10 protein-coding genes and 1 pseudogene are annotated in these 12,529 nt (G+C 59.9%); 5 read left to right on the forward strand and 6 right to left on the reverse strand.

Features of this window, described 5'->3' with window-relative positions; all coding sequences use genetic code 11:
- Positions 1 to 32: 32 nt before the first annotated feature.
- A complete protein-coding gene (leuA, locus tag CBW22_RS01320) occupies positions 33 to 1,718 on the forward strand; it encodes a 2-isopropylmalate synthase (RefSeq protein ID WP_088515823.1) in 1,686 nt (561 codons plus the stop codon).
- Here the strand turns inward: leuA and CBW22_RS01325 are convergent.
- On the reverse strand, positions 1,669 to 2,451 hold the full coding sequence (locus CBW22_RS01325; RefSeq protein WP_088515824.1) for an AraC family transcriptional regulator: 783 nt from the start codon (positions 2,449 to 2,451) through the stop codon (positions 1,669 to 1,671). The genes leuA and CBW22_RS01325 overlap by 50 nt on opposite strands.
- Positions 2,452 to 3,315, reverse strand: coding sequence for an NAD(P)-dependent oxidoreductase (locus CBW22_RS01330; RefSeq protein ID WP_088515825.1), 864 nt, complete (start codon positions 3,313 to 3,315; stop codon positions 2,452 to 2,454).
- 215 nt (positions 3,316 to 3,530) lie between these two features.
- Between CBW22_RS01330 and pqqU the strand changes: the two genes are divergently transcribed.
- Positions 3,531 to 5,654 (forward strand): TonB-dependent receptor PqqU, encoded by a 2,124-nt coding sequence (pqqU, locus tag CBW22_RS01335; RefSeq protein WP_176428070.1) that lies wholly within the window; start codon positions 3,531 to 3,533, stop codon positions 5,652 to 5,654.
- A gap of 35 nt (positions 5,655 to 5,689) precedes the next feature.
- On the opposite strand, the gene CBW22_RS01340 is transcribed toward pqqU, so the two are convergent.
- A complete protein-coding gene (locus CBW22_RS01340) occupies positions 5,690 to 6,169 on the reverse strand; it encodes a DM13 domain-containing protein (RefSeq protein ID WP_088515827.1) in 480 nt (159 codons plus the stop codon).
- Between the two features lie 416 nt (positions 6,170 to 6,585).
- Here CBW22_RS01340 and CBW22_RS01345 point away from each other — a divergent pair.
- Positions 6,586 to 7,596: pseudogene (locus CBW22_RS01345) on the forward strand (hypothetical protein).
- Between the two features lie 546 nt (positions 7,597 to 8,142).
- Here CBW22_RS01345 and CBW22_RS01355 read toward each other — a convergent pair.
- From CBW22_RS01355 to CBW22_RS01365, 3 genes are all read right to left on the reverse strand, one after another.
- Entirely contained in the window at positions 8,143 to 8,697 is a 555-nt protein-coding gene (locus tag CBW22_RS01355) for an isochorismatase family protein (RefSeq protein WP_058758482.1), read from the reverse strand.
- A gap of 16 nt (positions 8,698 to 8,713) precedes the next feature.
- Positions 8,714 to 9,139: a MarR family winged helix-turn-helix transcriptional regulator gene (locus CBW22_RS01360; RefSeq protein WP_088515828.1), complete on the reverse strand. Its 426-nt coding sequence runs from the start codon at positions 9,137 to 9,139 to the stop codon at positions 8,714 to 8,716.
- A 97-nt stretch (positions 9,140 to 9,236) separates the two neighbouring features.
- Positions 9,237 to 9,782: a helix-turn-helix domain-containing protein gene (locus tag CBW22_RS01365; protein ID WP_021506147.1), complete on the reverse strand. Its 546-nt coding sequence runs from the start codon at positions 9,780 to 9,782 to the stop codon at positions 9,237 to 9,239.
- A 97-nt stretch (positions 9,783 to 9,879) separates the two neighbouring features.
- On the opposite strand from CBW22_RS01365, the gene CBW22_RS01370 reads away from it, so the two are divergent.
- Together CBW22_RS01370 and CBW22_RS01375 are read left to right on the forward strand one after the other, a co-directional pair.
- Positions 9,880 to 11,058: a benzoate/H(+) symporter BenE family transporter gene (locus tag CBW22_RS01370; protein ID WP_021506148.1), complete on the forward strand. Its 1,179-nt coding sequence runs from the start codon at positions 9,880 to 9,882 to the stop codon at positions 11,056 to 11,058.
- 153 nt (positions 11,059 to 11,211) lie between these two features.
- Complete coding sequence (locus CBW22_RS01375) at positions 11,212 to 12,528, forward strand: SrfA family protein (RefSeq protein ID WP_088515829.1); 1,317 nt, start codon at positions 11,212 to 11,214, stop codon at positions 12,526 to 12,528.
- Position 12,529 lies beyond the last annotated feature (1 nt).

The following is a 12,529-nucleotide window of genomic DNA, read 5'->3' on the forward strand; positions in this document are numbered from 1 at the left end:
GCAGACTACAGGCAGACCTCAAGGAGACCCTCATGCTGACTCAACCTGCTGAAAAATATCGCCCGTGGCCTGTCATCAATCTGGCGGATCGCCAGTGGCCGTCACGCCAGATCACCCGCACGCCACGCTGGCTCTCAACCGATTTGCGCGATGGCAATCAGGCGCTGGCTACGCCGATGGACAGCGCGCGCAAATTAGCATTCTGGCAACTGCTGCTGCGCTGCGGCTTTAAAGAGATTGAAGTGGCGTTTCCCGCCGCCTCGCAAACCGATTTTGATTTTGTGCGCCTGCTGATTGAACAGCAGCACATCCCTCACGACGTCACTATTCAGGTATTGACCCAGGCGCGCGGCGATTTAATCGATCGCACCTTTACAGCGCTGCGTGACGCGCCGCAGGCGATTGTCCATCTGTATAACGCCACCGCCCCGCTGTTCCGTGAGCGCGTATTTCGTCAGAGCAAAGCTGAGATCGTCGAGCTGGCCTGCGCCGCCGCGCGGCAAATCCGCGCACGCTGTGCGGCGCAGCCCGCCACGCGCTGGACCTTTCAGTACTCGCCGGAAACCTTCTGCTTTACCGAGCCGGAGTTTGCGCTGGAAATCTGTGAAGCGGTCGCCGCCATCTGGCAGCCGGGACCGCAGCGGCCGATGATCATCAACCTGCCCGCCACGGTGGAAGTCAACACGCCCAACGTGTATGCCGACCAGATCGAGTATTTCTGTCGCCACTTCAGCCAGCGCTCGCAGGTGGCCATCAGCGTCCATCCGCATAACGATCGCGGCACCGGCACCGCCTGCGCCGAGCTGGCGCTGCTGGCCGGGGCCGATCGCGTTGAAGGCTGTCTGTTTGGTAACGGCGAGCGCACCGGCAACGTCGATCTGGTGACGCTGGCGCTGAATCTCTATACCCAGGGCGTGACGCCTGAGCTGGACTTTAGCGATATGCGCGAGGTGCTGGAAGTGGTGACGCGCTGTAACCAGCTGCCGGTCCATCCGCGCCATCCTTACGCCGGTGAACTGGTGTTTACCGCCTTCTCCGGCTCGCATCAGGATGCCATTCGCAAAGGCTTTGCCGAACGCAGCGCGCGTCATGAAGTGGTATGGCAAATGCCCTACCTGCCGCTCGATCCGCTGGACATCGGCTGCAGCTATGAAGCGGTGATCCGCGTGAACAGCCAGTCCGGTAAAGGCGGTGCCGCCTGGCTGCTGGAACAAAATCACGGCCTGCAACTGCCGCGCGGCCTGCAGCAGGATTTCAGCCGCTGCGTGCAGCAGCAGACCGATGCTCACGGCCAGGAGATGACGCACCACGCGCTGTGGCAGCTGTTCTGTCAGCAGTACGGCCTGCAACAGCCGCGGTGTCGCCTGCTGCAGGCGGAGAGCTATAGCGATGATCAGGGCGAGACGCGGATTAAAGCGCGCCTGCAGCAGGGCCCGCAGCAGCTAACCCTGGAAGGGCGCGGCAACGGTCTGCTGTCAGCGGCGGTGGCCGCGCTGCGTCAGCGCTACGATCTGGCCGTAACCATTGAGGATTACCATGAACACACGCTGGGCAAACGCAGCGACAGCCGTTCGGTGTGCTATATCAGCTGCATCACGCCGCGTGGCGAGCGTGCGTGGGGCGTGGGTATTGATAATGACGTGACGCGCGCCTCGCTGCAGGCGTTGCTTAACGCGGCGGGCGCTTTTCTGCCGCCGGAAAGTAGTTCGCTGGCGTAACGCCCAGCACGCGACGAAACATGGCGCTGAAGGCGCTCGGGCTGTCATAGCCGAGGTCGAGCGCCACGGCCAGCACCGTATCGCCCTGTGCCAGCCGGGTCAGCGCCACGCTCAGCCGGGCACGCCGCAGCCAGTCGCTAAACTGCAAACCGGTTTCGCGACTGAAATGGCGCGCCAGCGTGCGCTCCGCTACACACAGCTGCGCCGCTGCGCGCGCCAGCGTCCAGCTCTCGCCCGGCGCCTGCTGAATCTGCTGGCACAGCGTCAGCAACCGGTCGCTGTGCGGCAGTGGCAGGCCAAACGGCAGCACGTCCATCACGCGAATCTCATCAAGAATCAGCTCGTAAATGCGCTCGGCGCGACTGCCAGACGCGTAATGCTCCGGCAGCGTGAGCGCGCTGACAATCAGCTCCCGCAGCAGCGGCGATATCTGCACCACCTGACAGCTGGCGGGCAGATCGGCGCGCGCCAGCGGATCGACAAACAGGGTGCGCGCCGCCACGCTGCCAACGATGTGCAGCGCATGACGCGTGCCGGCCGGCAGCCACACGCCGCGGCTGGGCGGCACAATCCAGCTGCCGTGTTGCGTTTCCACTTTCACCACGCCGCTCAAAGTATGTATCAGCTGCGCGCAGTGGTGATAGTGCCACGGCTCCGCATCGCCGTGCGCGTAATCATGCGCATACGGCACCAGCGGACGCTGCGAGAAGTCAAAGTCGAGCCGCTGACTCATTTAGCGTTTCAGGTACTGATAAACCGCCGCCAGATCCCGCTCGCCGTAACCGGCATCGACCGCCTGCTGCCAGACATCGACGATGTTTTCCAGCGCCGGCAGAGAAGCGTCGCCGGCGGCGTCCAGCGCCAGCCGCGCATCCTTCAGCGCCCAGACCAGATGCATCTGCGGCGTAAAGTCGCCACTGGCAATCATGCCGAGTTTCATTTTGGCGTACGGCGCTGCCAGCGGGCCGCCCTCCAGCACCTGCCAGAGATCGTCGGTAGTGAAACCAAACTGCTCTGCCAGCCGGGTGCTTTCGGCAAGACTCTGCATCAGGCCAATCAGCCAGCTATTCACCACCAGCTTCATGCGCGAGCTGGCACCGGCGGCACCCAGCCACTGCGTCCCTTTACCAATCGCGGCGAACACCTGCTCCGCCGCCTGGGCGCGCTGCCGGTCGCCGCTGGCCATCACCAGAATCTGCGCGTTTTCAGCCGGCGCTTTGGTACCGGAGACCGGCGCATCAATAAACACCACGTCCGGCCGTGCAGCCGCCAGCCCGGCGATCAGCGCGTCGGTCGCTTCAACACCGATGGTGCCCATCTGCGCCACGGTAGCCCCCTGCTGCAGTGCGTTCTGCACATGGTTAAGCGTGGCGCGCGTGGTAGCGCCGTCCGCCAGCATGGCAATCACCACGTCTGCGCCTTCCACAGCCTGCGCGGCGCTGTCGCTCAGCGTCAGGCCTGCGGCCACCAGATCTTCACCTTTGGCACGCGTGCGGTTCCAGCCGCGCACGGTAAAGCCCTTCTTCAACAGATTGGCGGCAAATGCGTGTCCCATCGCGCCTAATCCCAGTACCGCCACTACAGGTTGCTGACTCATGTTTTCTCCTTCCTCTGACCGCAGGCAAAACGATCACACTGACAGAAATTGGGGCTGACAGCCAGGCCAGAGGTGCGGTGAAAGGACATTTTTCACGCCACACTTAACAGGGTTCTGCCCTACTATTAACGCTTTTCAAACCCGCGCTAAAACGATTAACATACGCGCGATAAATGTCCCGATTGGTTCATTTCACGTCTTTTACGGTTATTAAAATGAAAATTGCTCTTTTGCGACAGGCGCCGTTGCTGATGCTGCCTGCACTCCTGCCGCTGCCGCTATTAGCGGCGGACAATGCCAGCAATACCCTGGTGGTGAGCGCCGCGCCTGCGGCCAGTGGACTCTCCGAATTGGATACCCCGGCGGCGGTCAGCGTCGTCAGCGGCGACGATATGCGCCACGCCGCACCGCGCGTTAACCTGTCTGAAAACCTCACCAGCGTGCCCGGTCTGCAAATTCAAAACAGACAAAATTATGCGCAGGATCTGCAGATTTCAGTGCGCGGCTTTGGTTCGCGTTCCACCTTCGGCCTGCGCGGCATTCGCCTGTACGTCGATGGCATTCCGGCCAGCATGCCGGATGGCCAGGGGCAGACCTCGAATATCGATATCGGTTCCATCGAACGCGTGGAAGTGCTGCGCGGCCCGTTCTCCGCACTGTACGGCAACGCATCGGGCGGCGTGATCAATGTGGAAACCCAGCGTGGCCAGCAGCCGACCACGCTTGAAGCCAGCAGCTGGTACGGCAGCTACGGTAGCTGGCGCAACAGCGTGAAAGCGAGCGGTGCCACCGGTGATGGCAGCCACGCCGGCGACGTTGACTATACGGTGTCGGCTTCGCGCTTCACCACGCACGGCTATCGCGACCACAGCGCCGCGCAGAAAAACCTCGGCAATGCCAGGCTTGGCGTGCGCATTGACGATGTCAGCACCCTGACGCTGCTGTTCAACAGCGTTCACGTTGAGGCGCAGGATCCGGGCGGCCTGACGCCGGATCAGTGGCGTGATAATCCGCGCCAGGTGGCCAGCAACGTCACGCTGTACAACGCGCGCAAAACCGTTGATCAGACCCAGGCCGGCCTGCATTACCAGCGCCAGATGAGCGACAACGACGACCTCAGCGTGATGCTCTATGCCGGTGAACGCGAAACCACCCAGTATCAGTCCATCCCGCTGGCGACCCAGCTGAAAGCCGGCTACCCCGGCGGTGTCATTTCGCTGACGCGCCACTACCAGGGCATTGATACGCGCTGGACGCACCGCGCGACGCTGTTGACGCTGCCGGTGACCCTGACCGGCGGCCTCGACTATGAAACCATGAGCGAGAAGCGCAAAGGCTATCAGAACTTTACCCGCAGTGATGGTGCCACCGACTACGGCGTGCAGGGTGATCTGCGCCGCAACGAGCGCAACCTGATGTGGAACCTCGATCCCTATCTGCAGACCGCGTGGCAGCTGAGCGATCGCTGGTCGCTGGACGCCGGCGTGCGCTTCAGCACGGTCAATTTCGATGCTAACGACTATTACGTGACCGCCAGCGATCCGGATGACAGCGGCAATCGCCGCTATCACCGCTGGCTGCCTGCGGCCTCGCTCAAATACGCGATTGATGATGGCTGGAATGCCTATGTTTCCGCCGGTCGCGGCTTTGAAACGCCGACGCTCAATGAACTCTCCTACCGCGCGGCGGATCAGGCCGGGCTCAATCTCAACCTGCAGCCGGCCACCAGCAATACCGTGGAGCTCGGCAGCAAAAAACGCCTCGGCAACGGCCTGCTGACCGCCGCGCTGTTTCAGACCGATACCAAAAACGAGATCGTGTCAGACAGCAGTTACGAAGGCCGCACCAGCTACAAAAACGCCGGTGAGACGCGCCGCCGTGGCCTGGAACTCGGACTCGATCAGCAGTTTGGCTATGACTGGCACCTGAAAGCCGCGTGGACGCTGCTCGACGCGCGCTACCGCAGTAACGCCTGCGGCAGCGACAGCTGTGACGGCAAGCGCATCCCCGGTATTGCACGCAATATGGCTTACGCCGGACTGGCCTACGCGCCGGAGCAAGGCTGGTATGCCGGCGGCGACCTGCGCTACCTGAGCGACATTGCGGCCAACGACCAGAATGATGTCAAAGCGCCGGCGTATACGGTTGTGGGACTGAACAGCGGCTATAAATGGCTGGTGCAGAACTGGACGCTGGATCTGTTTGGCCGCGTGGATAATCTGCTCGATCGCCACTATATCGGCTCGGTCATCGTTAATGAGAGCAATGGCCGGTATTACGAACCCGCACCGGGGCGTAATTACAGCGTCGGCCTGACGCTAAGCTACGCTTTCCAGTAATCTCATGCGGGCACCGGCGCACGTCGGTGCCTTATTCAGGTGCGATAACGCGCTGAGCCGACAAATTTCGAAAATTGCTCACTCCAGATTTGCACGGCACAATATTCCTGTGGATCGATGCCCTCGGGTAGCGATTTAATAAAATCACCAAAGTTATTTAAATCGCCAATTAACGCCGACTGATGCTTTATTTGCAGAAATGAGTGCTGATCGAACGCCTGAGTTTTGGTGAGGTAAATTTTATAGTGTGGCCCGGGGGCAATCTCCCCCTCAAAGACGATGACATTTTCATTGAGATAGACCTTGCCGCTGGCCCAGTACAGCGCATCACTGCCCGGCTGATGGCGATCAAACTCACCGCTATATAGCGCCCGCTGTTTCGCCAGATCAACCTCCTTTTGCGTGGCATTCACTTCCGCGGTAATTAACGGTGACAGCACCAGACCTAAGGTAATACCGGTGCCCAGAAAAAACAGGCTGGCGATGAGATAAAGCACGTTTAATTTTTTTAGCATCCCTACCTCCCTGCAGCAGAATAGCACTGTACTGCTCTGCCCGATCCTGCTGCTCACTGGTGTTAATAAAGTCATAAAGTCAGGCTAAATATTGGTTATCGTGTTGCTGTGCATACTGTGACAGTAACCAGCGCTGTTACAACCAATTCTCAACGGCGGCAGGGAAAGCGAGGCGCAGCAGAATAACCAGTGGCAGGGAGCCGCAAAGATAAGGGCCGGCAGCACCAGCCCTGGAGGGAAAAGATCAGTTCAGCAGCGCGAGAATTTCGTCAGTGGTGCCGGTTTCGCATTTACGCATCTGAGCGCTCACACCACATTTGTTAGCCAACATATTTTGCGCCGCGCAATAGAATTACTTATATTGTTTGCTGCAGTCAGGCGTGCAGGATGTTAGTCAGGGAAGGGAGAAAGGATTCATGACACGTAACATCGCCCCGGGATATTGTGTTGTCGAACGCGCTGGATCGCTGGAGTACCAGGCCAGAGAATTGTTTCGCGACACCCGTGCTCCAGCAGTTAACATGTTTATGCAGTTGAACGCTGATACGCCCTGGTTAAGGCCGGGACAGATATTAATCGTCGCCGATCCTGAAACTCAGGCTCCTCTTACGCTGCATGCCTTGACAGCTTTGAGACAGGCTAAGCACAGAATTAACAATGCATTAATTGGCGTCAGTGTTAATGAAGCGGATTTTATGCAAAAACATTATGCCACCATTGCTGCATTAACGAGTGCCGGCAATCAGATTTTTGGTATCACAGGGGATGCCGGAGCAAAATATTTCAGTGCAATAGAGCAGACGTTAATAAAAATAGAGGCCAGTTATCAGAATCAGTTTCGCGCACAGGGAACCCTCATTAGCCAGCAGTTCTTTGTTGAGCGTAATCAATTGCTGAATCAATTAAAAGAACTAGTCAATAAGCCTGTACTCAAAAACCTCTCCCGCTATACCATTAAATTCCAGCAGTACGAAAATATGAAACGAGCGCTAAACCTTTCAAGTCGCTCAATAGTACATGAGTGGTCGACTGTGGGTTTGGGAGGCATACCAGGCTATTCAACCTATGTCGGCAATGCCGCCAAAGCGGCACGTTTTCTTAAGATGGGCGGCTATGTGGGTATTGCGTTTTCTTTTGCCGGGACGACGAATGATGTTATGAAGGCCTGTACGGTTGGACGTGAAGGTGAGTGTAGTAGATCTGCGTTTAGGGAGTATTAGAAATTTGGACTCTCAACCGCTGCGGGTATTGGCGCTGGCGCTGCAGGATCGGCGATTGGCCTGGGTTTTTGCACGGCTATCGGGATAGCCACGGCAGGAGTGGGAGGCGTTGCCTGCGCAGCGGTCGGTTCAGTTGCTGCTGGTTATGCAGCCGGGGAGTTTATGAACTGGGGTGTCGACGCTTTTTATAATCATATGGGCTTATAAATGACGATAAAATTTCTTGGCATATTTATCATTGGACTATGTTTAGCCAGCTTCTTATTATCCATACTGATTTATGCTTATAACAGAAAGAAATATTACACGCTTTTGGAGGAGTTTCAAAAAAGACATGTATTCCCGGCTCCCTATTCATTTCATTGTCTCGTGGGCTTTTTTGGCGCTGCGCCCATGTCATATTTCTTTATGGGCATCATGAAAAAAAAGAAAGTTTTTTTCCTTAACCGCAATAGTAGCGCATATGATTTTTTTGATGATAACAAGGGCAAATGTTTCGGCTGGATATCTGCGCTTTATTACGCACATATCACCAGTTTCATCTGTGTTGTATTGATAGCCCTCCTGGGTGCTGCACTTGAGTTAAAAGCGAGATTTTTTCCATAGCAGGACCGATTTCTGATTCAGACCTGACGCAGCATTCCCGTAACAGGAGAATGCTTAACAGCAGGATGACATCCGCCAGAAGACGGTTGGCTGCGGCAGGAAAATATTGAGAACAGGGCCGCCAGTACCAGCCCTGGAGGGAAAAGATCAGTTCAGCAAAGCGAGGATTTCGTCAGTGGTGCCGGTTTCGCCTAGGCGCGGGAAGATGCGCTCAATGCTGTTGTGGTGGGTTTCGGCGTTCAGGCAGCTCATCGCATCGGTCGCCAGCGTGACGTTGTAGCCCAGCTCGTACGCCTGACGCGCCGTGGATTCCACGCCGATACTGGTGGCAATCCCGCACACCACCACCTGCGTTACGCCACGCTGCTGCAGCTGCTGGTGCAGATCGGTATTGTGGAACGCGCCCCAGGTTTTTTTCGTTACGCTGATATCGCCCGGCTGCGGTGTCATTTCCGGCACCAGCACCGCCCAGTCTGCCGGCAGAGCTGCATCGTGGCGCGGTTGCTGATTGCGGCCCGGCGCGCCGCCCGCCACGTTCACCAGCACCACCGGCAGCTGTTTCGCGCGAAACGCCTGCGTCAGCTGCGTGGCACGTGCAATCACTTCATCCGGATGGCGCGGCGTAACCGGCAGGCGGACGATGCCGTGCTGCAGGTCGATGACAATCAGGGCGGTTTGGGCATCTAACGTGGTGACAGCCATGGTGAGTCCTCTCAAATTAGTGGTCAGCGAGTCGTTGCAGTAAGGGAATGGCGGCCAGCAGCGTTTGCTGCTCCTGCGGACTGAGCAGGCTGCTGATACTGTGCAGCAGCCAGTCGTCACGCTGGGCGCGATTGCTGGCGATGAGCTGCAGGCAGGCAGCGGTAGGCTGATAACGGGTTTTGCGGCCATCCTGCGCATCGGCCACGCCCTGTACCAGGCCCAGCGTCTGCAGGCTGGCGACCGTGGCACTCATCGACTGGCTGCGCACCCCTTCGCGCGCGGCCAGCTCGGTCACCGTCATTGCGCCGTCGCGCACCAGATACCCCAGCACGGAAACCTGCGGCCAGGTGAGATCGCCCGGCGGGGCCGATTCACGCAGGCGGCGCATCAGTTTGCCATTGATGCTGCGTAACGCGGCAGCGGCGCTATTCAGCTCGCTCATCGCCCTTCTCCTTTACTGATGAGACCGCAGTATATAAATACGCAGGTAAACTGTGTAGTTTGCCTTCGTATCAATTTGTAATTGTGCATCCCGCCGCTCAGCTGCGCTGCAAATAGTGAATCAGGCTATGAAAGCGCAACGGGCTGGCCAGCGGATTGCGGTAGCTGTGCGGCTGATCGGCGGCGAACTGGCTGGCTTCTCCGGCCTGCAGGCGACGCCAGCTGCCCGCCATACCCAGCAACAGCTCACCTTCCAGCACCACCACCTGTTCAATCACCCCGCTTTCGTGAGCCGACGAATCGCTTTGCGCACCCGCCGCCAGCGTCACTTCCAGCAGATCGAAGCGCAAACGCGCGTCATACGGCAGCAGCGGCTTCACCTGCATTTGTGCATTGGGCTGGCTGAAGGTCGCCACATCGCCCGACGGCTGCGCCCCGCTCTGCACAAAAAAGGAGAACGGCACATTAAAGCCGGTGGCGATTTTCCATAGCGTGGCGATCGTTGGACTCGACTCGCCGCGCTCAATCTGACCGAGCATGGCTTTACTCACGCCGGTGCGCGCCGCCGCCAGCGTCAGGCTCCAGCCATTGGCCTGACGCAGCTGCTTCAGCGCCTGGCTGAGATGTTGATGCAGATTTTCCATGAATTCTCCTGAAAAGCGGGCGCGCAGTGTACCACTTGTGCGCGCCATACCGTGCGTGCCACAATGTGCGTTATAACGCACAACAGGATGTGATTCCATGACCACTGCGACTGTTCGTCCGGCTTTTTCCTTTCCGATGCTGATTTCCGGCCTGATCGCCGTGCTGGTCGGCTACAGCAGCACCGCGGCGCTGATCTTCCAGGCGGCGCAGGCTGCAGGCGCCTCACCGGCACAGATTGGCGGCTGGCTGTCGATGCTGGGCGTGGGCATGGGACTGGCGTCACTCGGCCTGTCGCTGTGGACGCGGATGCCAGTGCTCGCCGCCTGGTCGACGCCGGGTGCCGCGCTGCTGGCCACCAGCGTGCACGGCCTGACGCTGAATGAAGTGGTCGGGGTGTTTGTCGCTACCAATCTGCTGATTGTGCTGAGCGGCGTGACCGGCCTGTTTGCCCGGCTGATGAACCATATTCCCCAGTCGCTGGCGGCCGCGATGCTGGCGGGAATTCTGCTGCGATTTGGCATCGGCACCTTCAGCGGCTTACAGGATCATTTTGCCCTGTGCGGCAGCATGTGTCTGGTGTGGCTGCTGGGCCGCCGCTGGCTGCCGCGTTATGCCATTCTGCTGGCGCTGGTGACGGGCGTGCTGGTGGCGCTGGGTCAGCGCGCCATCCACTTTCCGCCTCATGCGCTAACGCTGAGCGTGCCGGAATTTATCATGCCGCACTTTAATCCTGCCGCGCTGATTGGCGTCGGCTTGCCCTACTTCCTGGTGACCATGGCGTCGCAGAATGCGCCCGGTATTGCCACGCTGCAGGCGCATGGCTACCGGCCGCCGGTCTCCGCGCTCACCGGCTGGACCGGCCTGATCGCGCTGCTGCTGTCGCCGTTCGGCGGCTTTTCGGTGTGTATTGCCGCCATCACCGCCGCGATCTGCATGGGCGATGATGTCGATCCGGACCCGGCGCGCCGCTGGGTGGCTTCCGCGCTGGCGGGCGTGTTCTATCTGCTGACCGGCTTTACCGGCGCGCTGATCGCCGTGATGCTCAGCGCATTGCCGCCGGTGCTGATCGCCACGCTGGCCGGTCTGGCACTGCTGGCCACGCTGGCGGGCAGCCTGCAGCGCGCGCTGGCGGAACCCGCGCAGCGCGACAGCGCCATCGTGGCATTCCTGATCACCGCCAGCGGCATCTCCCTGCTCGGCGTCGGCTCGGCGTTCTGGGGCCTGATCGGGGGCGTCCTCACCCATTTGCTGCTCAGCCCGCGCCGGAACGGTTAACATTTCACCACCCCGCGTACCGTGGGGGGAATAACGCCCTGTTTTCCCCCCTTTTTCCCCCGTTTGATTGCGGCGCATTTGGCTTAAGATCACTACCATCGCCCATCACACCCGATGTTTGGCTTCAGATAACCACCGATAAGGGCCCAACGAGTGGCAAAAACTTTTCTGCGCAGCGGCAATCTCGACGCGTTACTGGCTCTGGGGGAGAACGGCCAGCCGGTCTGGGCTTCTGCCCTGCAAATTCGCGAAACGTTACGTTTGCGCCGCCAGACGACACTGGCCAACTGCCTCGCGATCCCGCAGGCCAACGAGCGCGGTGACCGCCTTGACTGGTACGCGCCATTCAGCGGCAAAGTGAAATCCTGGCTGGCGGCCAGCGATCGCGAAAAGCGTCAGGCGCTGGATCAGCTCACCCTTAATCAGCAGGATTTGCAGGCGCTCAGCCTGCGCGCCCGGGATGCCGACAATCCGGCGATGCGCCTGTTTGGGGCGCTGCTGGCGAAGACGCTGCAGTTTCCCGATCAGCAATACGTCTATCTGGTGGATGGCAAGCCGGTGATCACCTTCTGGGGCTTTGTCGACCCGCAGGCGCGCACGCGTGATGATGCGCTGGCCTGCCTGCGCGACAGCCTTGATGAAGAACTGCCGCCGCTGGTGGTGCCCGCGCCGGAGCCAGAAAGGGCTGCCGCGCCTGAACCGGTTGCGGCCCCCGTTGTGGCGGAGCCCGAGCCGGAACGGCTGGCGGAACCCGAACCACAGCCTGAACCTGCACCGCTGAGCGTTGTCGCCGACGCGCCCGCGCGGAAGAAATCCGCACTGCGCCCGCTGCTGCTGGTGCTGCCTCTGGCCGCTGTCGCCGCAGCGGGCGTGGCCTTCTGGTTACACGACGCGCCGGTCCAGCCGGCAGAAACCGAAACCGCGTCAGTGGTCAGCGCCGCGCCCGCGCTGGCCCCGGCGATGCTGGCGAAAGCACAGACGCTGGCCGCCACGCTGCCGCACAGCAGTGCGACGGTAACGCCTGCGCCGGCACCGGCTGCCCCACCGGCACCGCCGGAGGTCGTAGCGGAACATACCGAACCGGCCAAAGCGGACGATCTGGTGATGACGGCCGATGACGCGCGTCTCGGCTCGGTGAAATTTATCAATGGTACCTGGCGCGTGACGCTGCGTCAGACCAATCTGCCGACCGGCAAGCCGCCGAGCCTGCGCTATCAGATCCGCAACGGTAAAGGCAGCGCAGTGATTACCCAGGGCGACAATATTCGCTGTAAAGCCGATGTCACCGCTGCCATGACCAGCGCCGGCACCATGGTAGTGCGCAGCCGCTATACTGCCAGCTGCAGCGATAAATCACGCTATCGCATGCCGGAGCTGGTGTGCAAAGCCGGTGATGGCATTGCCAGCTGTACGGCGCAGTATGGCGCCGATCAGGTGTTCCCGTTGACGATTAAGCGTGAGAGTAAGTAAC

Source organism: Pantoea sp. VS1 (genome assembly GCF_002207995.1).
Taxonomy (GTDB): Bacteria; Pseudomonadota; Gammaproteobacteria; order Enterobacterales; family Enterobacteriaceae; genus Pantoea; species Pantoea dispersa.